Origin of the sequence: Mycobacterium sp. AZCC_0083 (genome assembly GCF_014202335.1) — a bacterium.
Taxonomy (GTDB): Bacteria; Actinomycetota; Actinomycetes; order Mycobacteriales; family Mycobacteriaceae; genus Mycobacterium.
The window spans coordinates 638320-661959 of record NZ_JACHGP010000002.1 but is presented as its reverse complement, the minus strand read 5'-3'; the positions used below and the strand labels follow the sequence as shown (position 1 = coordinate 661959).

Genomic DNA, 23640 nt, shown 5'->3' with positions numbered 1-23640 from the left:
CTTCCTGCCATGACGCAAGTGCTAGTCATCGTTCTCGCACTACTCATCGGTTTCGTGGCAGGTTTGCGGGCGCTGACCCCGCCTGCCGTGGTGGCGTGGGGCGCGATGCTGAACTGGCTTCCCGTCGACGGCACGTGGGCGGAGTGGGTCGGTCACCCGATCACGGTCACCGTCCTGACCATCCTGCTGGCGGTGGAGCTGGTCACCGATCAGCTGCCGTCCACGCCCAGCCGTACGGTGCCGCCGCAGTTCATCGCGCGGCTCGTCACTGGCGCATTCGCCGGCGCGGTGATCGGTGCCGGCTGGCATCACACCTTCAGCTCGACCGGCGCAGGCGTGGTCGGCGCGGTCCTCGGCACTCTGGCCGGTTACCGGGCGCGTAGCGGTCTCGTCGAACGCAACGGTGGACACGATCTGCCCGTCGCACTGACCGAGGACGCCGTCGCGGTGCTTGGTGGGTTCGCCGTCGTCGCCCTCGCCAGCATCATCTGACTTGCCCACCGTGACACGACAATTCGACGCCATCATCGTCGGTGCAGGCCAGGCAGGCCCGCCACTAGCCGGGCGGCTGACCGCGGCAGGACAGACCGTCGCCGTGATCGAGCGCAAGCTGGTCGGTGGCACCTGCGTCAACTACGGCTGCATTCCGACCAAGACACTGGTCGCCAGCGCGCACACGGCGCACGTCGCCCGCCGAGGAGCCGAGTACGGCATCAACATCGGGGGAGGCACCGGCGATGTCACCGTCGACATGGCAAAGGTCAAGGCGCGCAAGGACGCCATCATGCTCGACGACCGTCACGGCGTTGAGTCATGGCTCGAGGGAATGGACGGTTGCACTTTCATCCGTGGGCACGCCCGCTTCGAGGATCCGCACACCATCCGGGTCGACGACGAGGTGCTGACGGCCGACCGGATCTACCTCAACGTCGGTGGTCGCGCCGTCGTGCCGGACATTCCGGGCCTTGCCGACGTGGACTACCTGACCAACGTGGGCATCCTCGACCTCGACGTGCTGCCCGCGCATCTGGTGATCGTCGGCGGCAGCTACATCGCGCTGGAGTTCGCCCAGATGTACCGCCGGTTCGGCGCCAAGGTCAGTGTCGTCGAGAAGGGTCCGCGGCTGACCTCCCGCGAGGACGAGGACGTGTCGGCCGCGATCAAGGAGATCCTCGAGGCCGAGGGAATCGACATTCACGTCAACGCCACGTCGATGCGGATCGTCAAGCAGGACAACGGGTTCGACCTGTACCCCAGCGACGGAGCCGAACCCGTATCCGGCACGCATCTCCTCGTCGCGACGGGGCGCAGGCCCAACACCGACGACCTCGGCCTCGACGTCGCCGGGGTCGAGACCGACGCGCGGGGCTTCGTCACCGTCGACGACCAGTTGCAGACCAGCGTCGAACACATCTGGGCGATGGGGGACTGCAACGGCAAGGGTGCCTTCACGCACACGTCGTACAACGACTTCGAGATCGTGGCCGCCAACCTGCTCGACGACGATCCGCGCCGGGTCAGCGACCGGGTCACGACCTACGCGTTGTACACCGATCCGCCACTGGGCCGCGCGGGCATGACGGTCGACGAGGTCCGCAAGTCCGGCCGAAAGGCGTTGGTGGGCAAGCGCCCCATGACCCGCGTCGGTCGCGCGGTGGAGAAGGGCGAGACACAGGGGTTCATGAAGGTGGTGGTCGACGCCGACACCGAGGAGATCCTCGGCGCCGCGATCCTCGGCGTCGGCGGTGACGAGGTCATCCAGGACATCCTCGACGTGATGACCGCGAAACTGCCCTACACGGCGATCTCACGGACCATGCACATCCACCCGACCGTCAGCGAGTTGGTGCCGACGATGCTGCAAGAGATGAAGCCGCTGAAATAGGTTGCACCACAGCGCGTCCCGCGACCATCTGACGACTGACCACCGCAACCCGGTGTCCGAGATGCTCGCAGGTTGCGACGTCGGAGGGGTGCACCTGGTCGGGGTTGGCGTCCACGTCGGTCTGCGCGCCCGCACCCAGCCAGAACCCGAGCCGGTTCAGGTCGTTCTCGCTGCCCGCCGCGCTGTTCCAGCCCGCTCCCAAGCCGAGATTGACCCAGTGCATGTGGTGTTGGGCGGCGAACACCGCAAGTGACACCAGCGCGGACAACTTGTCGCCGCTCTTGGCTCCGGAGTTGGTGAAGCCGGCGGCCACCTTGTCCCGCCACGTCCCGTTCTGGCAGCGGCGCCCCGTCTGCTCGGCGAAGGACTGCCATCCGGCTGACACGTTGCCCATGTAGGTGGCGCTGCCGAAGATGATGCCGTCGGCCCGGTCGAGGACGTCCCAGTCGGCGTCGGTCATCGCGTCCACCGCGATCACGCTCACCTTGGCGCCGCCCGTCCCGGCGCCTGCCGCCACCGCAGCTGCGAGGGTGGACGTATGGCCGAAGCCGGAGTGATAGGCGACCGCCAGGACCGGTGTCGCGTGGGAGTGATTGCCGCTCATGTGTTTTCCTTCATCGGTCATAGGTGGGTGGGACACCGGCGATCTCGCGATAGCGTTCGGCCCAGTTGGGCAGCGGGTCGCCGGCGAGGTGGGCTTCCAGGCGGTCGAGGAAGGCCTGAGTACCGGGCCGGAAACCGGTGGCGTTGGGCACGCCGAGGCCGCGGTGGGTGAACCGCAGAAGAGTGCCCGCGTCGCCGTCCGGGTGAAGCTCGTAGCGGACCACGCCGGGCTCGACGATCTGCTGGTGCCATTCGTGTTCCAGCACGTGCGGCGGATCCCAGATCAGAATCCGGCCCGTCATCCGCTTCATGTCCGGCGGCAGTTGCGGGCCCGACGCCACCGTCTCGATGGCGCCGCCTTCGCGCGGCTCGATCGAGGACTTGCCCATCCAGCGGTCACGGTGACTGGGTTCGGTGAGCGCTGACCACACCGCTGCGGGCGGATACGGCAGTCGTCGTTCGAAGCGCAGCACCGCGCGGTCGCCCTCGATGCTGAGTTGCCCTTCGCGGCCGATCATTTCGTCTCCAGATGCGTCGATTGCAGGTGTTGCTCCAGCGCGTCGAGATGGCCTGCCCAGTAGCGGCGATACCGGGAGACCCATTCGTCCATCTCGGCGAGGCCGTCGGCCCGCAGCGCGTAGATGCGGCGCTGTGCGTCCGGCCGGACCTCGACGAGTCCGACCTCACGCAACACCCGCAGGTGCCGGGACACGGTGGGCTGAGTCAGGCCTGGCAGCGTGGAGACCAGTTCGCCTGCCGTGCGTTCGCCCTCGGTGAGCGCATCCAGCAGGGCGCGCCTGCTCGGTTCGGCCACGGCCTCGAAGACGTCCACTCCACTAATATTGCAGATCAGCTATATAGATGCAAGCAAATATAGCGTTTGAATCCCCCGTCGCTTCGCTCGCCCAGAAGATCAGACTTCTACTTGCGACCGGATCCATTCGAGGTTGGCCTGCATGTTCTGCTGCCATTCGGACAGCCGACGCGCAACGATCCTGGCCTCTTTGTCCGGTTGCGCGACGATCGCCGGCGTCAGACCGGACGGTCCGGGTCCCATCCGGCCCCACTGCCGAACCAGCGCGCCGTCGCTGGTCGGCTCCACCTCGAACCCCCAGGTCGCGCCGATGCCGTCGAGCCCGATGACGTTCCACACCCAGCGGCGCTGGTCTTCGACCTCGACGACCTCGCACACCGCCTCCCAGTCGCCGAACGCGTCGTGCTTGCTGCGGCCGCAGAAGCGTGCACCGACCTCGACGTGGTCGGAGCCATCGAGCCATTCGACTGTCTCCAGCTCCGTCGAGCAGCGCGCTGGCAGAGTGATGTCCGTGACGTGTTTCCACAGCGTGGCGACATCGCAGCGGACCCGCTGTGTCACTTCTATCGTTGGCTGATCGCGGTAGCGCACTGTTGCAGCATGCCAAGGATGCGAGTGGGTGCGACTGGAACGACACGAAAGTGAGGCAACCGTGAAGATCGGCGCCATGATCGAGCCGCGGGCGCCTGGCGCAGTGGAGTTCGCCGAGGCCGCAGAACGCATCGGTGTCGACTCGTTGTGGGTGCCCGAGGTGTGGGGCTACGACGCGCTGACCGGATTGGCGTACGTGGCGGCCAAGACGTCGACGATCAAGCTGGGAACGTTTGTGGTGCAGCTGGGTTCGCGCAGTCCCGCGATGCTGGCGACGTCCGCGCTGAGCCTGCAGGAGATGTCTGGCGGCAGATTCCTGTTGGGTGTCGGCACGTCGGGCCCGCGCGTGATGGAGGGCTGGCACGGTGTCCGGTTCCGCAAGCCCGTCGAGACGACCAGGGAGACGATCGAGATCATCCGGATCGTCAGCAGGGGGGACCGGCTCGAACACGACGGCGAGATCTATCCGCTGCCGCTGCCGGACAGCAGCGGCACCGCGCTGCGGCCGCTGGTGAATCCACGCCACGTGCCCGTCTACGTGGCGGCGATGGGGCCGCGCAACCTGCGACTCACCGGTGAGGCGGCCGACGGCTGGCTCGGCAACGCGTTCATCCCCGAGGCTGCAGAGGTGTTCTTCGGTCCGCTCCTCGAAGGCGCCGAGCGCGCAGGCCGCACGTTGGCCGATCTCGACCTCGTCGCGCCGGTCGCCGTCGAGATCCACGACGACGAGGCGTCCGCCGATGCCGCCGCGCGCAGGCACGCCGACGGGTACGCGTTCACCATCGGCGCGATGGGTTCGGGCGGCCGCAATTTCTACAACGACGCGTTCACCAGGCTGGGCTACGGCGACGACGTCGAGAAGGTCGCCTCGCTGTGGCAGGAAGGAAAACGCGACGAAGCCCGCCAAGCCGTGCCGATCGACCTCGGCAGGCTCACGAATCTCGTTGGCACACCGGACGGTATCGCCGAGCGGGTGGGTAAGTACCGCGACGCGGGGATCACGACGCTGCTGGCCAAGTTGGAGGGCGACTACCCGAGCCAGCTGGCGACGCTCGAGCGGCTGCTCGACATCACCGCCGCTGGACCAGCAGTGTCTGCGCCGACGTCCCGATGAAGCCGTCGCGGTCATAGATCTCGGCGGTGGTGACGCCGATGCCGTCCGGTCCGATGGATCCGCGGGAGCGTAGCCCGAAGTCGTTGCCGGACGGTGCCCGGTGCAGGTGCACCGCGGTGTCGGTGTTCATGAACACGAACTCGTCCGGATCCAACGCAGCGCCGACGCCGTTGGCGGTGTCGACCACCATCGTCAGCCGCTGCAGGTCGGTGAGCGGCTCATCGTCGACCAGGGAGACGAGCGGGCTGAGCCACGCCTCGTTGGACTCGCCGGAAGCGGTCACCTGGGTGCGCCAGCTGACCGTCTGCACGTAGCCCGGCGCGCCGAGCCAGTCATGCGCGTGCGGCTCCGCCGCGCCTTCGACCAGCGGGGGATGGCGGTCGGTGACGGCGTCGGCGGTGTCAGTGGTTGCCAACAACCACGCGCTCAACCGGGCCACCGCGCGGTCGGTGCCGTCGGGCCTGGTCGTGAGCATCTCGGCCGCCATCAGGGAAATGCGGGCGCCGGGCCGCTCCACCCAGGCCCGAACCTTCACGGGCGCAACGGGAATGGCGCCGAGGATGTCCAGGACCAAACGGCCTACCCGCTGCGAGGAGCCGCCGGCCAGCTCCTCGATCGCCTTGGTCAGCAACGCCAACGGCGGCGATCCGTGCTGGATCGTGGTGTCCCAGTTGCTGCCGGTGCCCTCGGCGGACGCGAACACCTGAAACTCGCCATCGGCGGGCAGCCGATGGTAGTAGGGGTCGATCACGCCGCCGGCTCCACGGGCTGTGGCCACCCCGGGTACGGCGGCGGCGTGCCACCGAAGACGGGGCAGTGCTCGTGGTGCGCGCACCAGTCGCACGACCGTGACGGCTTGGGCCGGAAGTCTCCCGTCACCCCTGCCGCCTGAATGGCCCGCCACATCGCCATCAACGTCTTCTCGAACCGCAGCAGCTCGTCCAGGTCGGGCGTGTAGTCCAGCACCTGACCGTCGGCCAGATACAGCAGCCGCAACCGGGCGGGCAACACCTCGCGGGACCGCAGCAGCGCCACCGCGTAGAACTTCATCTGGAACATCGCCTTGGCCTCGGCCAGTTCGCGCACTGCCGACGGCGCCCTGCCCGTCTTGTAGTCGACAACGCGCATTTCGCCTGTGGGCGCCACGTCGATCCGGTCGACAAACCCGCGAAGCAGCGTGCCGTCGGACAGCTCGACCTCGACCCGTTGCTCGCAGCTTTGCGGGTCGAACCGCCGCGGATCCTCCAGCCGGTAGTAACCGGAGAGCAGCTTGCGCGCCTCGTCGAGCAGTTCGGCCCGCAACTCCGGTGCGAACTCGGCGGCGAATTCGGGCCTCTCGGTGGCCACCCGCTCCCACGCAGGCTCGACGAGCGTCATCGCGGTCTCGGGTCCGCGGTCGGCGGCGGGCAGTGCGTACAGCTGTTCCAGTGCCGCGTGCACGACGGAGCCGCGCACCTGCGCCGTCGACGACGGCTCTGGCAACCGGTCGATGGCCCGGAACCGGTACAGCAGAGGGCACTGCTTGAAGTCGCTTGCCCGCGACGGCGACAACGCCGGGCGCCTGGCAGGCGCGGCCGGTTCGTCACTCATCGCACTGTCCCTTCCCGGGTCGCTTCGCTCCTGCCCTCCGAACCCAGCCTAGGAGCCTGCTCCGACAACCCGCGCACCCGCTCCGGCGCGTCGGCTGGCAGGCTGTCGTCCGTGCCAGTAACCGGTCCGTTCGTCGTGGGTGACCGCGTGCAGTTGACCGATGCCAAGGGCCGGCACTACACGATGGTGCTCCAGCCGGGCGCGGAGTTCCACACCCACCGAGGCGCGATCGCCGCCGACACCGTGATCGGACTGCCCGAGGGCAGCGTGGTGAAGTCGACCAACGGCGACCAGTTCCTGGTGCTGCGCCCGCTGCTCATCGACTACGTGTTGTCGATGCCACGCGGCGCCCAGGTGATCTACCCCAAGGACGCCGCGCAGATCGTGCACGAGGGCGACGTGTTCCCCGGTGCGCACGTCCTTGAGGCCGGCGCGGGCTCCGGTGCGCTGACGTGCTCGCTGCTTCGTGCGGTCGGTCCCGAGGGCACCGTGACGTCCTACGAGGTGCGCGACGACCACGCCCCGCATGCGGAGCGCAACGTCACCACGTTCTTCGGCGAGCATCCCGCCAACTGGAATCTGCGCATTGCCAACGTCGCCGACTATGACGGGCCGCAGGTGGATCGGGCGGTCCTTGACATGCTCGCGCCGTGGGAGGTGCTCGAGACCGTCGGCGCCGCGCTGGTCCCCGGCGGCGTGCTGATCATCTACGTCGCAACGGTCACGCAGTTGTCGCGGACCGTCGAGGCGCTGCGCGAGCAGCAGTGCTGGACCGAGCCGCGGTCGTGGGAGAGCCTGCAGCGCGGCTGGGACGTCGTCGGGTTGGCGGTGCGGCCGCAGCACTCCATGCGGGGCCACACCGCGTTCCTGATCAGTGTGCGCAAGCTGGCGCCAGGCGCGGTGACACCGACCCCGCTGCGGCGCAAGCGCCAAATACCCGGCGCTTAGTCGTCGGTGCTGCGGCGCAGACTTCAGTCGTCGGCGCTGCTCCGCAGACTTCAGTCGTCGGCGCTGCTCCGCAGACGGCGACGTACCGAGAGCAACTCCAACTCGGGCCGTTCTGCGACCAGTCGCTCGGCCGCATCGAGAACGTCGACGACGTGATTTCGGTCGGCGGCCACGACCCCAACCCCGAGGCCGGCCCTGCGGTGCAGATCCTGGTCGCCCGTCTCGGCGGCGGACACGTCGAACTTGCGCCGAAGTTCGGCGATCACGGGCCGGATCGCGGACCGCTTCTGCTTGAGCGATCGCACGTCACCGAGGAGCACGTCGAACTCCAGCCAGCCGATCCACACGGTGAATCAGCTCGACGGTTTGGGTGCGGTGGTGCCTGCCAGCGGCAGAAGTTGATCGGCGGTGCGCTGGGTCAACTGCCAGGCGTCGTGGAGCGGGGTGAATTCCATCGGATAGGTGAACGGCTTGACGGCCGGATCCGCGGTGCTGAGCGTGACGTTGGCCAACACGTTGCCGGGTTGGGCCGACCAGGCGAGGTCGGTCGCCGCAACGTTGAGCGGCACGAAGCCGTTGGCCTTGAGCGCTTCGCCGAAGTTGGTCAGTACGGGCTGGTCGTCGACCGTCGCGTACTGCACGAGGCCGACCTTCTGCTCAACCGGAATCGAAGTGTCGGCCAGGCGGTAGAGCACGCCGGTCAACGCATCCGGCGACGGCAGCGGGGCGGCCGACGGAGCGGCGGCGACCGTGGTCGGCTGGTGGCTCGGCGACTGCGCGGGTGGCGGGGTCTGCGCACACCCAGCAACCCCGAGCGCCGCCACGGTCGTGACGGCGCTCAGGATTACGGCTGGGGTGCTGCGCACCGGATGGGTTTAGCCCGCGGAGCTCAGCAGCGCCAAGGCGGACTGCTTGGAGATCTGATAGCCGCTGGGGCTCGGGCCTGCGACGAATGTCACTGGCTGCGAGTTGGTGCCGCCGGTGGCTGCCGTCGCGGTGACGTTCGCGGTCACGTTTACGCCGTCAGAGTCGATGTCGGCGATGACGAAGGTCAGCGGGAACTTGCCGTCTGCCGCGGCGTTTCGGTACGCGCGATCCGCGGCGATGCCTTCGATGCGGCCGATGCCACCCTCGATGTAGCTGGCCTTCGCTCCGGAGAACGAGCCGCCTGAGGCGAGGCCCTGAAGGGTTTGCAGCAGCTGGGGCTGCAGTTCCGGCGCAGGGGCCTGCGGGAACGGGATGTCCCACACGACCGGCTGGATCGCCGGAGCGGCCGGCGAGGCGCTCGCTGCAATGGAAGTCACACCACCCGCGGCTGCGGCTACCACAGCGGCTGCTGCCATGCCGGTAACGAGGGTTTTGAAGATCACGGCTGTCCTTTCAACGGGGCCAACTAAACACGAGGTTAACAGTGTTGCTGGTGTGTCGAATTCCTACACCGCACACAATGACTGAATCGCCGGTAGCGTTGAAGTTGTTACTGCACCAACTTCCGGTGCGGGAAGGGGCGCAACATGAGTGAGTCCGAACATTCGGGAGCCTACCGAGAAGATCGTGACACTCCAATGTCGAGCGATGACGCTGCCGAACTCGAGGAACTTCGCCGTGAGGCGGCGGCGCTGCGTGAACAGCTTGAGCAGGCAGTAGGTGCCAACAGCGGGCTGCGAACCGCCCGCGACGTGCACCAGCTCGAAGCCAGGATCGACTCGCTCGCGTCTCGCAACGCGAAGCTGATGGACACGCTGAAGGAGGCGCGCCAGCAGCTGCTCGCGCTCCGCGAGGAGGTCGACCGGCTCGGTCAGCCGCCCAGCGGTTACGGCGTGCTCCTCGGCACGCACGAGGACGACACGGTCGACGTGTTCACCTCTGGCCGAAAGATGCGCCTGACCTGCTCGCCGAACATCGAGGTCGGCGAACTCAAGCAGGGCCAGACCGTCCGCCTGAACGAAGCGCTGACCGTGGTCGAAGCCGGCAACTTCGAAGCCGTCGGCGAGATCAGCACGTTGCGCGAGATCCTCGCCGACGGTCATCGCGCGCTGGTCGTCGGGCACGCCGACGAGGAGCGCATCGTCTGGCTTGCCGAGCCCTTGGTCTTGGTCGAGGACACTCCGTCCCAGGTGGACGAAGGCGTCGACGACGACCTGCGGCCGCGCAAGCTGCGCCCAGGTGACTCGCTGCTGGTCGACACCAAGGCCGGGTACGCGTTCGAACGCATCCCCAAGGCCGAGGTCGAGGACCTGGTGCTCGAAGAGGTTCCCGACGTCAGCTACGAGGACATCGGCGGGCTGACGCGGCAGATCGAGCAGATCCGCGACGCCGTCGAACTGCCGTTCCTGCACAAGGACCTGTACCGCGAGTACTCGCTGCGGCCGCCGAAGGGTGTGCTGCTCTACGGTCCTCCCGGTTGCGGTAAGACATTGATCGCCAAGGCCGTGGCCAACTCACTGGCCAAGAAGATGGCCGAGGTTCGTGGCGAGGACGCCCGCGAGGCGAAGTCGTACTTCCTCAACATCAAGGGCCCGGAGCTGCTGAACAAGTTCGTCGGCGAGACGGAGCGCCACATCCGGCTGATCTTCCAGAGGGCGCGGGAGAAGGCCTCCGAGGGCACCCCCGTGATCGTGTTCTTCGACGAGATGGACTCGATCTTCCGTACCCGCGGGACTGGCGTCAGCTCCGACGTGGAGACCACCGTGGTCCCGCAGCTGCTTTCGGAGATCGACGGCGTCGAGGGCCTCGAGAACGTCATCGTCATCGGTGCCTCCAACCGCGAGGACATGATCGATCCGGCGATCCTGCGGCCCGGCCGCCTGGACGTCAAGATCAAGATCGAGCGACCGGATGCCGAGTCGGCACAGGACATCTTCAGCAAGTACCTCGTCGAGAACTTGCCCTTGCACTCCGATGATTTGGGCGAGTTCGGCGGTGACCGCGCGCTGACCATCAAGACGATGATCGAGAAGGTCGTCGACCGAATGTACGCCGAAATCGACGACAACCGGTTCCTGGAGGTCACCTACGCCAACGGTGACAAGGAAGTCATGTACTTCAAGGACTTCAACTCCGGTGCAATGATCCAGAACGTCGTCGACCGCGCGAAGAAGAACGCGATCAAGGCCGTCCTGGAAAGTGGTCAGCACGGTCTGCGCATCCAGCACCTGCTTGACTCGATCGTCGACGAATTCGCCGAGAACGAGGACCTGCCGAACACGACGAATCCCGATGACTGGGCTCGTATCTCGGGCAAGAAGGGCGAGCGGATCGTCTACATCCGCACGCTCGTCACCGGCAAGAGTTCGAGTGCCAGCCGGGCCATCGACACCGAGTCGAACCTGGGGCAGTACCTCTAAGCGGCTGCGACGGTGTCGCGGTTCGTGCGTGGGCGTGTGATGGCTTGATACGTGCTGTTCCACAGCCATTCGACGGGTCCGCGGGCGAAGCGCCGTAGCCACAGATGCGCGATCGTCATCGTCACAGCTGCGACGACGAGGTAGATCGCGACGGTGGCGGGCACCCGCTGTTCGGCGGGCACCATGGCGGCAAGGCCCAGGCCCCAGCCGTAGCACAGTGCCGAGGCGACCAGGTTCTGAAACACGTAGCACGACAACGCCATCCGGCCGACTTCCTTCAGTCGACGGCCGGATGCCGAGCTGGTGGCTGGGGCGGCGGGGGTAGAACTCGGCCACCACGGCAAGGATCGCCAGCGCGACGATCGGCGCGGCGCCGTACCGGGCGAGCAGCAGACCGCCGCCGCCTGCTCCGCTCACCTCGAGTGCGACGTCGATGGGCAACGCCACTCCGAAGCCGGCCAGCATCAGCCGCCGGCGCAGGCGCGTGCCCCGCTCCTCGAGCACACCGGCGTGAAAGAGCCCGGCTCCCACCAGGAACAGGGCGATCGACAACGGGAAGATGAACAAGGTCTCAAGACGGAACAGCAAGACGTGGTCCAGGCGGAAGAGCACCAGATCCCACCAAGAGCCGTCGGCATACGGATTGGGGTCGAGCGCCGCGGGAGAGCGGCGCCGCGGGGGAGCGTGAACAGCGTGACGGTGACCAGGGTCAGCAGCGTGACGTGCACCGCGGCCGCCCCGGCGATCACGCGCCGCTGCGTCCGCGGTGAGGTGACCAGCAGGTAGGACACGATCCAGCCCGTGATCGCGTAACCGACCAACACGTCGAACTCGGTCATCAGGACGAAGTGCACGATGCCGTCGAGCAGCAGCAGCATGGCGCGCCAGGGGTAGCTGCCCGGCCAGCGCTGTCCAGCACGGCGGGCCGAGCGCTGTTGCAGCGCAAGGCCTATGCCGAACATGACTGTGAGCAGCCCGAGGAACTTGCCCTGAGTCATCAACTGCAACCCGATCTCGACCCCTCGCCAACCCGAGTCGGGTGTGCCGTTGATGTACCCGATGAGCCCCTCGGGATGGGTGAAGATCCAGATGTTGGTGCCCAACGTGCCAAGGATCGCGATGCCGCGCAGCACGTCGAGCGACGCGAGTCGAGAGGAGCTCATGTTCGCCGACCGTACCAATACGATCGTATTGGTAGGGCTATCATGGGGTGATGGGCGAGTCGTATGAGCGCATGGCGGACGCGGTGTTGCGCGCTCTGGTCGCCGATGGTTTCGAGGGCGTCTCGGTGCGCAGAGTCGCTGCGCTGGCGGGAGTCTCGATCGGCGCAGTGCAACACCACTTCCCGACCAAGGACGCCATGCTCGCCGCGGCGATGGACCTCGCTGCCGACCGGTTCCGGGCCCGGCTCGCCGAGCGCATCGGCCCCGACATGCCAGCCGCCGAGCAGCTGGCCGAACTGGCTGCGGCACTGATCAGCGCCGACGACCGCGACATCAGCGTCACCTGGCTGCTACGGCTGGCGCGCGCGGCAGTCGACGAGCCCACGGCGGCACGGCACCGCGCCGACTGGCTGGCCATCGAGGACCTCTTGCGTCGCACCATCGCCGTCGCAGCACCTGATCTCGACGACCGCGCCGCGGCAGTCGAACTACTCGCGTTGCTCGACGGTCTCGCGTGCTCGGTGGCCGTCGAACCGGACCGGGTCAGCGGTGCCTACGCCGAGTCGATTGCGCGCACCCACGTCGCGCGGATGCTGGCGAGGCCCTAGGGCCTTCGAGTTTGGCGCATTAGCATGGGCACTGACTTTCGGTGATGGGACCGCCGTTTGTCCACAGTCCGGCTTTCATCCACAGGCGTGGATACGGCGGGTAGTCGCGGTCGGTGCGGGCCGGTAAATTCGAAAGCATGTTCGACCTTCTCGACGAGGCTTCCCGTACCTCCGGGGCCGCCGCGACCCTGGCGTGGGCACGGGTCGAGAACGCCGCCTGCGCACGCCGGCTGGCCGGGATGGTCGCCATGCTCGACGCCCTCCACGCCGCATCGGGATCGGCCAACCGGGACCAGTGGTTCCTGGACAACTGGGGTGCAGTCAGCGCCGAGATCGGTGCGACCCAACAACTCACGCCGGGATACGCCTCGCACCTGCTGTTGATCGGCACTGCACTGCGCGACCGGCTGCCCAAGATCGCCGCGCTGTTCGCCGACGGGCTGATCGGGTACCGCCTGGTCTCGACCATCGTGCACCGGACCGCACTGATCAAGGCTCCCGACGCGATGCGTGCCGTCGACGCGGCACTGGCCGTTCTGGTCCAGGGATGGGGGCCGATGTCGTTGGACCGGACCGACCAGGCCATCGACGCACTGATCGCCAAGCACGACCCGTACGCGGTGCGCCGCATGCAGGAGAGCGCCCGCGGTCGCGGCATCGACGTCTACCTCGACGACGCCTCCGGGCTGGCCACGCTATGGGGCACCCTGTTCGCCACCGACGCCGAGGCGCTCGACCAACGGCTGGACGCGCTGGCCTGCACGGTGTGCGACGACGATCCCCGCACGCGCGATCAACGCCGCTCCGACGCGATGGGGGCCCTGGCGCACGGGCAGGACCGCTTGGCCTGCCTGTGCGGCAATGAGCACTGCTTCGCGGGTGCAGCCGAGCCGAGCACGGTCGTCGTGTACGTCGTTGCGCACGCCGACTCCGTCACCTTGCCCCCGGCCGCCTCGCAGCCAGACCTGCCCCACGAGCCTTCCGGGCCACACCAGCCCGACCCGCCCGACCTGCCCGACGATGGTGTCACCCCAGCAGATCCGGCCACAGCACCTGACAACCCGCAGGCGGCTGCGGACGCGGCCGCGCAGCACGCTTCCCTGGACGGTGAGACACCGCCCATGTTCAGCAAGCCTCTGCGGGAGATGACGCTGGCCGAGGTCATCGCCGAGAGCAACGCCGACCCCGGCGAACCCCTGGCCACCCCGCCCGGTGTGATCATCGGCGGGCCGCTGCTGCCTGGACCCGTCGTGGCCCGCGCCGCCCTGCACGCCAAAGTCGTGCCGATCGTGCACCCGGGCAACGCCCCACCCGAACCCCGCTACACACCCTCCAGGGCGTTAGCCGACTTCGTCCGCTCGCGCGACCTGACGTGTCGCTTCCCGCACTGCAACGTGCCCGCGGACCGGTGCGACCTGGACCATACGATTCCGTATCCGCATGGGCCCACGTGCGCGTCGAACCTCAAGTGCCTGTGCAGGTTTCATCATTTGTTGAAAACCTTCTGGGGCGGGCCACGGGGTTGGCGTGACCGACAGCTACCCGACGGCGATGTCGTCTGGACCTCGCCATCGGGGCAGAGTGACACCACCCGGCCGGGCAGCCGATTGCTGTTCCCCAGCCTGTGTCTGCCCACCGCGCCAGTCACCGTCACCGACACCGATGCCCCCGTGGCGCACACCGCGGGGCTGACCATGCCGCGGCGCAAGACCACCCGCACCCAAGACCGCCGCCAACGGATCGACGACGAACGCCGACGCAACGAAGCCGAGAACGAAGCCGCGGCGCTCGACGCGATACCACCATTCTGAGCCGGCTAGGTGCTGACCCCGCGCTCCTCGAGGGTCAGGTAGGCGTCGCGGCCGGCCAGGCTCACCGCCACGTCGGCGATCAGCGGGTCGAAGAAGCGTTGCCGGTACAGCGGGTCGGTGCTGGTGCTGACCGTGAAGTAGAGGCCGGACAGCACGGCCACGATCAGCGACATGTGCACGATCGTCTGTGGCACCGGCACGTGAACGCCGAACCACGTTCCGGCGCAGGGTGGTTGGCCCACCGAACACACCTGCTCGGCCGACCACAGCACCGCGACGTCGTCGGGCACGGCGATCACGCCGAGCGCAAGGAAGAACGCAAACACGCCCGTGGTGAAGAACACCACCTGGATTGCTTGCGACACCACCATCACCGCGACGACGTTGAACTGCTCGCCCTTCGAAAGGGGAGTGCGGGCGGGTTCCTGGTCGACGCACCCGGCCAGTGGCGTACCGGCGAGCAGCGCTCGCGGATCGCTGCGCTCGGCCCGGTCCTCGCGCAGCGCGCGCACCTCGTCGCGGATGGTGGTCACGACGAAGAGCAGTGCGATCAATGCGAGGAATCCAATTACTTGCCACAGTCGTTGGCGCGTCATCCGCGCGGCCAACTGCCACAGCTCGCCGGTGAAGAAGACCACCACGGTCAACATCAGCAGGGGCAGCGCGCGGCTCATCATTGAACCCACCGCGCCGAGTTGTACCCACGCGAACCGGAACGCCCACAACGCGATCGAGCCGAAGCCGACGTAGGTCAGCCAGATCGCGAGCAGGGTGATGACCACGAAGATCGGCGCCTCCGCGGCCGCCGCGGCCGACCACCCGTCGACCGTCACCGGCGTCACCACCACGAAGATCGCCATCACCAGCAGGGCGGCGGTGCGGCGGCCCGCCTTGCCGAGTCGCGTTCCGCTGTGGTGCAGCACGTACAGCACGAAGGGCGCAACGGCCAGCACCGCGGCGATGACGCCCAAACGCACGGCGTACCCGTAGTCGGGGGCGTCACCGGTGATCTCCGCGAGCAGCATGGTCGCCGCGGTGAGCGCGCCGACGCCACTGACCACTGGTGCGGACCGGACGATCAGGTCGCGGGAGCGGACCCGTCGGGTCAGGACCAGCGGCAACCCACGACCGAGAAACCAGTCGTGGATCTGCTGCATGTCGGACACCGCTGACATTGTGGTGGACTTGAGCCGCTATGGCGAGGGGACGGACGTCGAGATGGGGCATATCGGCCCGCTCGGCATTCGTCGCGGCCAGTGTCGTGTTCGTCGTCCTCGCCGTCGCAGGCACCGGCCTTGCCGTCGTGCTCTACCGCACGATGCTGTCCGGAGTGGACAGCGCCGCAGCGGGCCGGATCAGTGACATCGCCGAGGCCGTCCAGACTGCGGGACCCGAAGGGGTCGAGCCCGAAATGCTGCAGACCGATCAGCGCATCGTCGCCATCCAGATCATCAAGGCCGACGGCAGCGTGGTGCGCCGGTCGTCGTCGGCGCCGGACTTCCCGCTGCTCCCGCTCGCAGGCGTCAGCGGCGGTCCGCACATCGGAATTCCGGAACAGACCTCGCCATTCGGCCGGATCAGGTTCAGCGCGCTCACCGTTGACCGCCCCGACGCCCCGTACACCATCCTGGTTGGCGAGGGCAGCGCGACGATCGCGTCAACGGTGCGCACCGTGGTTGCCGCGCTGGCATTGGCCGCACCCTTCGTCATCGCCGTATCCGGCGCTGCCACATACCTTTTGGTTCGGCGCTCGATGAGGTCGGTCGACGACATCCGGTCCCGCGTCGCCGACATCACCGCATCGGACCTCACCGAGCGGGTTCCAGTGCCCGACAGCCGCGACGAGATCGCGGCGCTCGCCGTGACCATGAACGAGATGCTGGCCAGGATCGAGGCGGGCCACGCCGCACGACAGCGCTTCGTCGGCGACGCATCACACGAACTGCGCAGCCCGTTGACCACGATCATCTCGGCACTCGAGGTCACGGTCACGCATCCCGAGCTACTCGGCGCGGACCTGGTCACCGGCACGCTGATCCCCGAGGCGCACCGGATGAAGGCGCTCATCGACGATCTGATGCTGCTCGCCCGTGCCGATGAGCGGGGGCTCACGGTGGCCACCGACGACGTCGACCTCGACGACGTCGCGTCCGCCGAGGTGGAACGACTGCGCCGCAAGACCTCGCTCGAGGTGCGCTCCGACATCACCCCGGCCCGCCTCACCGGGGACGCCGATGCGCTGTCCCGGGTGCTGCGCAACCTGCTCGACAACGCGGCGCGGCACGCGGGGTCGCGCGTCGAGGTCGACGTGCGCCCCGCGGGCGGCTTCGTCCGGGTCGGGGTTGCCGACGACGGGCCGGGCATCCCCGAGGTCGACCGTTCGCGGGTGTTCGACCGCTTCGTCAGGCTCGATCCAGACCGCTCGCGCGACGCGGGCGGTACCGGGCTGGGCCTTGCGATCGTGCGGGAGATCGTGGTGGCGCACGGCGGCACGGTGTCGATCGGCGATCGCGTCGGTGGCGGAACGGTGGTCAGGCTTCAGTTGCCGTTGGCGGCTGTTCCCGACTCGAGTCTGTAACCGATCCCTCGGACGGTCTGAATGGTGTTGGTGCCGAACGGAATGTCGATCTTGCGGCGCACGTAACCCACGTACACCTCGACCACGTTGTCGGCGCCCTCGTAGTGCGCGTCCCAGACGTTGTGCAGGATCTCGGTCTTGGTGACGACGGTGTCCTTGTTGCGCATCAGGTATTCGAGGAGGCCGTATTCGCGTGGGGTCAGCGTGATCGGCGTCGCGTCCCGTTCGACGATCCGGCGGCCGGGATCCAGTGACAACGAGCCCGCCGTCAGGAGCGGCGGGCGTTGCGGCGCTGGCCGGCGCACCAGGGCGCGCAGCCGGGCCACCAGCACGAGGAACGAGAACGGCTTGGTGAGGTAGTCGTCGGCGCCGAGATCAAAGGCATCGGTCTGGTCGTACTCGCCGTCCTTGGCGGTCAGCATGAGCACGGGGGTCCAGACGTCCCGGGCACGCATGCGGCGCAGGACCTCATAACCGCTCAGGCCGGGCAGCATGATGTCGAGCACGATCACGTCGAAGTCGTTCTCGACCGCCTGCGACAGCCCGTCGACACCGTTGGAAGACCCGACGACTGCGCAGCCCTCCGCGCGCAGACCGATGGCAAGGGTCGATGCGAGGAGGGGTTCGTCCTCGACTACCAGGACCTTCATGTCGGGACGATTCTTCCATCAAATCACTGCGGCAGCGTGCCCGCCCGGTAGCGGTCGCGCGCCAGCAGCGTCAGCTTGAGGTCGTCGATGAGCGGATCGAGGAACCGCCCGCGGTACTCGCCGTCGACGACGGCCCGTGCGCTGACGTACATGAACGTGAGCGCGGCGAGGAAGAGAGCGACCTGGATCAGTGCCTGCGGCACCGGGATCGTCATGCCGAGCAACGTCCCGTCGCTGGGGCCGTTGCGCGTCCACATCGCAAGGAGTTCCGGGCTGAGCACGATCAGACCGAGAACCAGGAAGATACCGGCGGTGACGATCGCGACCATCAGGATCTGCGTGATCTGCGACGCCGCAAGCACGAAGACGACGTTGAACCGCTCCAGCCGGGTCAGCGCGACCGATCCCGTCGCGGACTCCAGCGTCGACTCGACGCGTTTGAGCAGGCCGGAGACGACGAACGTGGCCGCGATCAGGATCAGGAACGCCAGCGCCAGCCACAGCCGTTCGCGGCTGATCGTCGACGCCATGGCCCAGACGGGGGCGTTGAAGAACACCAACACGGTCAGCAGCACCACCGGTAGCGCACCCACCAGCAGGTCGCCCACCGCCGCCAGCTGCGACAGCGTCAGCTTGGCGGCCCACCCGAGCACCGAGCCGACACCGGATGCCGTCGCCGCCAACACGATTGCGACGACCACGCCGGTGACGACGACGACCTCGAAGTCTCGCTGGATGACCGCGGACGCCACGTCGACGGCCACCGACACCGCTGCGCTGATCGTCTGCGCCCTGTTGGTCACCATCCTGGCGACGAACCATCCGGCGAGAACCGCCAGCGGTATCGCGAGGACGAGGATCACGAGCACCACCCACTCCTTGGCGGTGGGTTCGCCGTCGACGTCGATCCTCGCCGAGCCGGTCAGCAGGTAGATGGCCGTCGTGCAGAGCGCCACCGTCGCGAACCCCGCCAGTGCGGGCGCCGACCGGGGCCACACCGCCCGCAGCCGTGCGCGCTGCGTGACCACCGATGGCAGGCCGCGGTCGAGGAACCAGCGCTCGGCGGCGCGTCGCGCGGCTATTTCGGACGGGGTCATCGACGGTCCTCCACCAGGTTTCGCGGTCAATCGTGAAAGGCGCGCCGGTCGGGCGAGGCCGTCAGCTGAATGGCCGCGCGCCACAGCAGAAGTCCCGTTTGCACGCCGATCGCAATGGACATCATCGAGATCAGCGTGGCCGTGAACACCGCGGAGCTGTGCGTGCCGAGAAGCTGCGTGATGCCCATGAACCCCAATGACCCGGGAACCAGCAGCCAGAAACCGGGCACCACCAGCGACATCGTCGGCGGTGTGTTGGGGCGGTGGGATATCGCCAGCGCGAACAGGATTAGCGTCATGCCGCCGCCGAACCCGCTGGCGTAGCTGCCGAGCAGTTCATTGCCGACCCATTGGCCCCCGTAGGCGACGTAGAGCATCAGCACCATCCACGGCAGGAACTTCGCAGGGGGAGCGAAGTTCAGCCAAATGCCGAGTCCGTACACCAGCACCCCGAGGAACGGCGCCCACGGGCCGAGCCGGTTCAACTGGGTCGTGACGAGGCTGGCATCGGGGATGCCCGCGATCTGCGCCGCGATGAGGATGCCGAAGGCCAACTGGGCGATCTGCATGAAGCCCGCCACCAACCGGCTGGCCCCGGAAACCACGTGGTTGGTCGCCAGCTCGATGACCGCAAGCGTGATCGCGGCGCCAGGGAGGAAGGTGGCGAGCGGCGCCGCGAGCGCGCGCAGGCTGTCGGTCCCGACGTGCCATCGGCTCTCGAACCTGAACACGATGTACGCGACAAGGAACGCGCAGACGGTCGGGAGCATGTAGCCGATGGCCTCGTTGCGTCGGCCGATCACGCTCAGGACGCCGACGAGCAGGCCAAGGGCCGCGGCACCGTAGAGACTCCACGGTGTCGGTTGCAGGATCAGTGCAAGCCCGACGCTCTGCACCGCATAGCCGATGACCGTGATCCACACCGGAAATCGCTTGTCCACATTACGAATTCGGTCGATCTCTGCCATGCCATCCGCGGGGCTGACCGTTCCCGACGGTGCTCGTGCCACCAACTTGGCCAGCGGGAAGGACTGGTCGTAGCGCACGTTGAAATCGGGGTTGGCGATGTAGATGCCCTCGCCAGAGGCGCTGCCGACCTGCACGTAGTTGGGGAGCGCCAGGAACTCGTGGTCGAGGCCGTACGCGCGCGCCGTCTGTTCCATCACCCGGTGCACCATCGTGACCGGATAGTTCGCCGCGGACATGGCAGCACCGAGCGCGGCCACGAACTGGGGCGCGGCTACGTCGGGTTGCTCGGACGGCACGGTCGCAGGCTACTGCGGTGCGTCGCCTAGGCTGACCATATGCAACGGATCATCGGAACGGAGGTCGAGTACGGCATCTCCTCGCCGTCCGACCCGACCGCGAATCCGATCCTCACGTCGACCCAAGCCGTGCTGGCGTACGCGGCGGCCGCGGGGATCCAGCGCGCCAAGCGCACCAGGTGGGACTACGAGGTCGAGTCGCCGCTGCGTGACGCCCGCGGGTTCGATCTGAGCCGGGCGACGGGCCCGCCGCCGGTCGTCGACGCCGACGAGGTCGGTGCGGCCAACATGATCCTCACCAACGGGGCGCGGCTCTACGTCGACCACGCCCACCCGGAGTACTCCGCGCCCGAGGTCACCGACCCGATCGACGCCGTGATCTGGGACAAGGCAGGCGAACGCGTCATGGAGGCCGCGGCGCGCCACGTCGCGAGCGTGCCCGGTGCCGTCAAACTGCAGCTGTACAAGAACAACGTCGACGGCAAGGGCGCCTCGTACGGGACGCACGAGAACTACCTGATGTCGCGTCAGACCCCGTTCTCGTCGATCATCGCCGGCCTGACGCCGTTCCTGGTGTCGCGCCAGGTGATCACGGGGTCGGGGCGGGTCGGCATCGGCCCCGGGGGCGACGAGCCCGGATTCCAGCTGTCGCAGCGCGCGGACTACATCGAGGTCGAGGTCGGCCTGGAGACCACGCTGAAACGCGGCATCATCAACACCCGCGACGAGCCGCATGCCGACGCCGACAAGTACCGTCGACTGCACGTCATCATCGGCGACGCCAACCTCGCTGAGACGTCGACCTACCTCAAGGTGGGCACCACGGCCCTGGTGCTCGACCTCATCGAGGAGGGCTTCGACCTCGCGGATCTGGCATTGGCACGGCCGGTGCACGCCGTTCACGTGGTGAGCCGGGATCCGTCGCTTCGAGCGACGGTGGCGATGGCCGACGGACGTGAGCTGACTGCGCTTGCGCTGCAACGCATTTACCTCGACCGGGTGGCCAAGCTCGTCGACAGCCGTGACCCGGATCCTGCCGCCGCCAGGGTGGTCGAGACGTGGGCGGAAGTGCTCGACCTGCTCGAGCGCGACCCGATGGAGTGCGCCGAGATCCTCGACTGGCCTGCCAAGCTGCGATTGCTCGAGGGCTTCCGGCGTCGGGAGAACCTGAGTTGGTCGGCGCCACGCCTGCACCTGGTCGACCTGCAGTACTCCGACGTCCGGCTGGACAAGGGCCTCTACAACCGCCTGGTGGCGCGCGGCTCGATGAAGCGGCTCGTCACCGAACAACAGGTGCTGGATGCGGTCGACAACCCGCCGACCGACACGCGTGCGTACTTCCGCGGTGAATGCCTCCGGCGGTTCGGCGCGGACATCGCCGCGGCGAGTTGGGACTCGGTGATCTTCGACCTCGGCGGCGACTCGCTGGTGCGGATTCCCACGCTGGAACCGCTGCGGGGAAGCAAGGCCCACGTCGGTGCGTTGCTCGATTCGGTGCACAGCGCCGCGGAACTCGTGGAACAGCTGACGAACTGACGCTCCGGGGGCGAGCGAAGCGACGGGGGATCGCTCCCGGGGGCGAGCGAAGCGACGGGGGATGGCAGACGCCGATCCCAGGCAATTCGGCCCTCGAACGGTAGTGTGGAACCAACCGGCGGGCTGTTAGTCCACCGATGACGAGCAGGAGGCGGCGATGGCTCAGGAGCAGACTCACCGTGGCGGTGGTGGCGGCGACGACGACGATCCCACCGGCACCACTGCGGCTGGGCAGGAGCGTCGCGAGAAGCTCACGGAGGAGACCGACGATCTGCTCGACGAGATCGACGACGTACTCGAGGAGAATGCCGAGGACTTCGTGCGTGCATACGTCCAAAAGGGCGGACAGTGATCTGGCCGCATAGCGACAAGCTGGCCTTCAACCAATCGATTTCCCCGACGTCTGCGATGGATTCCTCGTCCTTCTCGGAGATGCTGCGCCGACAGGCGCCGCACCTGCTCCCGGCAGGTAGCACGGTCGGGTCCGATGGCGTGCCGCCGAGTCCGACGAATGCGCTGCCGCACGGCACCACGATCGTGGCGGTCAAGTTCCCCGGCGGCGTGCTGATCGCCGGTGACCGCCGGTCGACGCAGGGCAACATGATCGCCGGCCGCGACGTCCAGAAGGTCTACGTCACGGACGACTACACGGCCACCGGCATCGCAGGGACGGCCGCGATCGCCGTCGAGTTCGCCCGGCTGTACGCCGTCGAGCTCGAGCACTACGAAAAGCTCGAAGGCGTGCCACTGACGTTCGCAGGCAAGGTGAACCGGCTGGCCATCATGGTGCGCGGCAACCTCGGGGCGGCGCTGCAGGGTTTCATCGCATTGCCGCTGCTGGTGGGTTATGACCTCGATGATTCCGACTCGCAGGCCGCGGGACGGATCGTGTCGTTCGATGCCGCTGGCGGCTGGAACCTCGAGGTCGAGGGCTATCAGTCGGTCGGATCGGGTTCCATCTTCGCGAAGTCGTCGATCAAGAAGCTGTACAGCCGGGTGACCGACGCCGAGTCTGCGCTGCGGGTGGCCGTCGAAGCGCTCTACGACGCGGCGGACGACGACTCGGCCACAGGCGGTCCGGATCTGGTCCGCGGGATCTATCCGACGGCCGTGGTCATCGGTGCCGAGGGGGCTGAGGAGATCCCCGAACAGCGCATCGCCGCATTGGCCCGCGAGGTCATCGAAACTCGTTCGCGCGCTGATACGTCCGGTCCGCACGACGGGAAGGCCGAGCTGTGAGCTTCCCGTACTTCATCTCGCCCGAGCAGGCGATGCGCGAGCGTTCGGAGCTCGCACGCAAGGGCATCGCCAGGGGGCGCAGCGTCGTCGCCCTCGCATACGCCGACGGCGTGCTGTTCGTCGCAGAGAACCCATCGCGTTCACTGCAGAAGGTCAGCGAGATCTACGACCGGATCGGCTTCGCGGCCGTCGGCCGGTTCAACGAGTTCGACAACCTGCGCCGCGGCGGCATCCAGTACGCCGACACCCGCGGCTACGCCTACGACCGCCGCGACGTCAGCGGTCGCCAATTGGCCAACCAGTACGCGCAGGCTCTCGGCACGATCTTCACCGAGCAGGCCAAGCCCTACGAGGTCGAGTTGTGCGTGGCCGAGGTGGCCCACTTCGGCGAGGTCAAGTCGCCCGAGCTGTACCGCATCACGTATGACGGGTCGATCGCCGACGAGCCGCACTTCGTGGTGATGGGTGGCACCACCGAGCCGATCATCACTGCGCTCAACGACTCCTTCACGGAGAACGCCAGCCTGAGCGAGGCGGTGAAGATCGCCGTGGACGCGCTCCGGGTCGGCATCGCCAGCAATGGATCGGCGCCAGGTACCGAACTTCGGACGTTGGACACCTCGACGCTCGAGGTCGCCATCCTCGATGCCAGTAGGCCGCGGCGCGCCTTCCGGCGGATCCCGGCGTCCGCGCTGGAATCGCTTCTGCCGGTGGTGGAGTCGGAGTCCAAGCCGGAATCGGACGCCGGCTAGTACCGCGGGCGTCCGCGAATACCCGAAGTCGCGGTGTCCGAGGTGGGAC

25 protein-coding genes and 1 pseudogene are annotated in these 23640 nt (G+C 67.7%); 12 read left to right on the top strand and 14 right to left on the bottom strand.

The genetic code is table 11. The annotated features are described in order from the left end of the window. Positions 1–9 precede the first annotated feature (9 nt). Both HNP02_RS06850 and HNP02_RS06845 read left to right on the top strand, forming a co-directional pair. Positions 10–492, top strand: coding sequence for a DUF4126 family protein (locus tag HNP02_RS06850; RefSeq protein WP_184436381.1), 483 nt, complete (start codon positions 10–12; stop codon positions 490–492). 10 nt (positions 493–502) lie between these two features. Beyond that, positions 503–1885 carry an FAD-containing oxidoreductase gene (locus HNP02_RS06845; protein WP_184436379.1) on the top strand — a complete coding sequence of 461 codons (1383 nt, stop codon included), beginning with the start codon at positions 503–505 and terminating at the stop codon, positions 1883–1885. On the opposite strand, the gene HNP02_RS06840 is transcribed toward HNP02_RS06845, so the two are convergent. The 4 genes from HNP02_RS06840 to HNP02_RS06825 all read right to left on the bottom strand — a co-directional run bounded on the left by HNP02_RS06840 (position 1836) and on the right by HNP02_RS06825 (position 3863). Further along, the gene (locus HNP02_RS06840) at positions 1836–2489 is read right to left on the bottom strand and encodes a flavodoxin family protein (RefSeq protein WP_184436377.1); all 654 of its coding nucleotides are present in this window, start codon (positions 2487–2489) and stop codon (positions 1836–1838) included. The two genes, HNP02_RS06845 and HNP02_RS06840, sit on opposite strands and share 50 nt — an antisense overlap. Positions 2490–2499: 10 nt before the next feature. Beyond that, positions 2500–3006, bottom strand: a complete 507-nt coding sequence (locus HNP02_RS06835; RefSeq protein ID WP_184436375.1) for an SRPBCC family protein — start codon at positions 3004–3006, stop codon at positions 2500–2502. After that, positions 3003–3320 carry a helix-turn-helix transcriptional regulator gene (locus HNP02_RS06830; protein WP_184436373.1) on the bottom strand — a complete coding sequence of 106 codons (318 nt, stop codon included), beginning with the start codon at positions 3318–3320 and terminating at the stop codon, positions 3003–3005. Before HNP02_RS06830 ends, HNP02_RS06835 begins: the two co-directional genes overlap by 4 nt. An 81-nt stretch (positions 3321–3401) precedes the next feature. Further along, positions 3402–3863 (bottom strand): SRPBCC family protein, encoded by a 462-nt coding sequence (locus HNP02_RS06825; protein ID WP_309241440.1) that lies wholly within the window; start codon positions 3861–3863, stop codon positions 3402–3404. 58 nt (positions 3864–3921) lie between these two features. Here HNP02_RS06825 and HNP02_RS06820 point away from each other — a divergent pair, with 58 nt between their 5' ends. Continuing rightward, a complete protein-coding gene (locus HNP02_RS06820) occupies positions 3922–5007 on the top strand; it encodes an LLM class flavin-dependent oxidoreductase (protein WP_309241439.1) in 1086 nt (361 codons plus the stop codon). Here the strand turns inward: HNP02_RS06820 and HNP02_RS06815 are convergent. Both HNP02_RS06815 and HNP02_RS06810 read right to left on the bottom strand, forming a co-directional pair. Beyond that, entirely contained in the window at positions 4964–5758 is a 795-nt protein-coding gene (locus tag HNP02_RS06815) for a thioesterase family protein (protein ID WP_184436369.1), read from the bottom strand. The two genes, HNP02_RS06820 and HNP02_RS06815, sit on opposite strands and share 44 nt — an antisense overlap. Further along, the gene (locus tag HNP02_RS06810) at positions 5755–6597 is read right to left on the bottom strand and encodes a RecB family exonuclease (protein WP_184436367.1); all 843 of its coding nucleotides are present in this window, start codon (positions 6595–6597) and stop codon (positions 5755–5757) included. Before HNP02_RS06810 ends, HNP02_RS06815 begins: the two co-directional genes overlap by 4 nt. 111 nt (positions 6598–6708) lie before the next feature. On the opposite strand from HNP02_RS06810, the gene HNP02_RS06805 reads away from it, so the two are divergent. After that, on the top strand, positions 6709–7545 hold the full coding sequence (locus HNP02_RS06805) for a tRNA (adenine-N1)-methyltransferase (protein WP_184436365.1): 837 nt from the start codon (positions 6709–6711) through the stop codon (positions 7543–7545). 50 nt (positions 7546–7595) lie between these two features. On the opposite strand, the gene HNP02_RS06800 is transcribed toward HNP02_RS06805, so the two are convergent. The 3 genes from HNP02_RS06800 to HNP02_RS06790 are packed head-to-tail and all read right to left on the bottom strand — an operon-like array spanning position 7596 to position 8915. Then, positions 7596–7892 (bottom strand): DUF503 domain-containing protein, encoded by a 297-nt coding sequence (locus HNP02_RS06800; protein ID WP_184436363.1) that lies wholly within the window; start codon positions 7890–7892, stop codon positions 7596–7598. A gap of 6 nt (positions 7893–7898) precedes the next feature. Continuing rightward, positions 7899–8411: a hypothetical protein gene (locus HNP02_RS06795; protein WP_184436361.1), complete on the bottom strand. Its 513-nt coding sequence runs from the start codon at positions 8409–8411 to the stop codon at positions 7899–7901. Between the two features lie 9 nt (positions 8412–8420). Beyond that, positions 8421–8915 carry a hypothetical protein gene (locus HNP02_RS06790; protein WP_184436359.1) on the bottom strand — a complete coding sequence of 165 codons (495 nt, stop codon included), beginning with the start codon at positions 8913–8915 and terminating at the stop codon, positions 8421–8423. A 144-nt stretch (positions 8916–9059) separates the two neighbouring features. Here HNP02_RS06790 and arc point away from each other — a divergent pair, with 144 nt between their 5' ends. Continuing rightward, on the top strand, positions 9060–10892 hold the full coding sequence (gene arc / locus HNP02_RS06785; RefSeq protein ID WP_184436357.1) for a proteasome ATPase: 1833 nt from the start codon (positions 9060–9062) through the stop codon (positions 10890–10892). Here arc and HNP02_RS06780 read toward each other — a convergent pair. Next, positions 10889–12055: pseudogene (locus HNP02_RS06780) on the bottom strand (DUF418 domain-containing protein). The gene arc and the pseudogene HNP02_RS06780 sit on opposite strands and share 4 nt — an antisense overlap. A 50-nt stretch (positions 12056–12105) precedes the next feature. Between HNP02_RS06780 and HNP02_RS06775 the strand changes: the two are divergent. Further along, positions 12106–12663 (top strand): TetR/AcrR family transcriptional regulator, encoded by a 558-nt coding sequence (locus HNP02_RS06775; protein WP_255506240.1) that lies wholly within the window; start codon positions 12106–12108, stop codon positions 12661–12663. Positions 12664–12800: 137 nt separating this feature from the next. Then, entirely contained in the window at positions 12801–14474 is a 1674-nt protein-coding gene (locus HNP02_RS06770) for an HNH endonuclease signature motif containing protein (RefSeq protein ID WP_184436347.1), read from the top strand. 5 nt (positions 14475–14479) lie between these two features. On the opposite strand, the gene HNP02_RS06765 is transcribed toward HNP02_RS06770, so the two are convergent. Then, the gene (locus tag HNP02_RS06765) at positions 14480–15649 is read right to left on the bottom strand and encodes a hypothetical protein (protein ID WP_184436345.1); all 1170 of its coding nucleotides are present in this window, start codon (positions 15647–15649) and stop codon (positions 14480–14482) included. A gap of 20 nt (positions 15650–15669) precedes the next feature. Here HNP02_RS06765 and HNP02_RS06760 point away from each other — a divergent pair, with 20 nt between their 5' ends. Further along, positions 15670–17052 (top strand): cell wall metabolism sensor histidine kinase WalK, encoded by a 1383-nt coding sequence (locus HNP02_RS06760; protein WP_184436343.1) that lies wholly within the window; start codon positions 15670–15672, stop codon positions 17050–17052. On the opposite strand, the gene HNP02_RS06755 is transcribed toward HNP02_RS06760, so the two are convergent. The 3 genes from HNP02_RS06755 to HNP02_RS06745 are packed head-to-tail and all read right to left on the bottom strand — an operon-like array spanning position 17013 to position 20064. Beyond that, entirely contained in the window at positions 17013–17702 is a 690-nt protein-coding gene (locus HNP02_RS06755) for a response regulator transcription factor (protein WP_184436341.1), read from the bottom strand. The two genes, HNP02_RS06760 and HNP02_RS06755, sit on opposite strands and share 40 nt — an antisense overlap. 23 nt (positions 17703–17725) lie before the next feature. After that, positions 17726–18799 carry a hypothetical protein gene (locus HNP02_RS06750; RefSeq protein ID WP_184436338.1) on the bottom strand — a complete coding sequence of 358 codons (1074 nt, stop codon included), beginning with the start codon at positions 18797–18799 and terminating at the stop codon, positions 17726–17728. 26 nt (positions 18800–18825) lie between these two features. Further along, positions 18826–20064, bottom strand: a complete 1239-nt coding sequence (locus HNP02_RS06745; protein WP_184436336.1) for a threonine/serine exporter ThrE family protein — start codon at positions 20062–20064, stop codon at positions 18826–18828. A gap of 39 nt (positions 20065–20103) precedes the next feature. On the opposite strand from HNP02_RS06745, the gene dop reads away from it, so the two are divergent. The 4 genes from dop (at position 20104) to prcA (ending at position 23591) form a co-directional block, all read left to right on the top strand. Then, a complete protein-coding gene (gene dop, locus HNP02_RS06740) occupies positions 20104–21600 on the top strand; it encodes a depupylase/deamidase Dop (protein ID WP_184436334.1) in 1497 nt (498 codons plus the stop codon). 157 nt (positions 21601–21757) lie between these two features. Continuing rightward, positions 21758–21952, top strand: coding sequence for a ubiquitin-like protein Pup (locus HNP02_RS06735; RefSeq protein WP_149372677.1), 195 nt, complete (start codon positions 21758–21760; stop codon positions 21950–21952). Then, positions 21949–22839, top strand: a complete 891-nt coding sequence (gene prcB / locus HNP02_RS06730) for a proteasome subunit beta (RefSeq protein WP_184436332.1) — start codon at positions 21949–21951, stop codon at positions 22837–22839. Before HNP02_RS06735 ends, prcB begins: the two co-directional genes overlap by 4 nt. Beyond that, positions 22836–23591 carry a proteasome subunit alpha gene (prcA, locus tag HNP02_RS06725; RefSeq protein ID WP_184436330.1) on the top strand — a complete coding sequence of 252 codons (756 nt, stop codon included), beginning with the start codon at positions 22836–22838 and terminating at the stop codon, positions 23589–23591. The genes prcB and prcA overlap by 4 nt, the downstream gene beginning before the upstream one ends. Positions 23592–23640: the final 49 nt, after the last annotated feature.

What these genes read in the sequence shown, in the direction of transcription:
- HNP02_RS06810 (WP_184436367.1), bottom strand. Translation starts at nt 6,597, where the DNA reads ATGAGTGACGAACCGGCCGCGCCTGCCAGGCGCCCGGCGTTGTCGCCG.
- HNP02_RS06840 (WP_184436377.1), bottom strand. Translation starts at nt 2,489, where the DNA reads ATGAGCGGCAATCACTCCCACGCGACACCGGTCCTGGCGGTCGCCTAT.
- HNP02_RS06835 (WP_184436375.1), bottom strand. Translation starts at nt 3,006, where the DNA reads ATGATCGGCCGCGAAGGGCAACTCAGCATCGAGGGCGACCGCGCGGTG.
- HNP02_RS06750 (WP_184436338.1), bottom strand. Translation starts at nt 18,799, where the DNA reads ATGACCCCGTCCGAAATAGCCGCGCGACGCGCCGCCGAGCGCTGGTTC.
- HNP02_RS06765 (WP_184436345.1), bottom strand. Translation starts at nt 15,649, where the DNA reads ATGTCAGCGGTGTCCGACATGCAGCAGATCCACGACTGGTTTCTCGGT.
- HNP02_RS06850 (WP_184436381.1), top strand. Translation starts at nt 10, where the DNA reads ATGACGCAAGTGCTAGTCATCGTTCTCGCACTACTCATCGGTTTCGTG.
- HNP02_RS06775 (WP_255506240.1), top strand. Translation starts at nt 12,106, where the DNA reads ATGGGCGAGTCGTATGAGCGCATGGCGGACGCGGTGTTGCGCGCTCTG.
- HNP02_RS06755 (WP_184436341.1), bottom strand. Translation starts at nt 17,702, where the DNA reads ATGAAGGTCCTGGTAGTCGAGGACGAACCCCTCCTCGCATCGACCCTT.
- arc (WP_184436357.1), top strand. Translation starts at nt 9,060, where the DNA reads ATGAGTGAGTCCGAACATTCGGGAGCCTACCGAGAAGATCGTGACACT.
- HNP02_RS06760 (WP_184436343.1), top strand. Translation starts at nt 15,670, where the DNA reads ATGGCGAGGGGACGGACGTCGAGATGGGGCATATCGGCCCGCTCGGCA.
- HNP02_RS06770 (WP_184436347.1), top strand. Translation starts at nt 12,801, where the DNA reads ATGTTCGACCTTCTCGACGAGGCTTCCCGTACCTCCGGGGCCGCCGCG.
- dop (WP_184436334.1), top strand. Translation starts at nt 20,104, where the DNA reads ATGCAACGGATCATCGGAACGGAGGTCGAGTACGGCATCTCCTCGCCG.
- HNP02_RS06735 (WP_149372677.1), top strand. Translation starts at nt 21,758, where the DNA reads ATGGCTCAGGAGCAGACTCACCGTGGCGGTGGTGGCGGCGACGACGAC.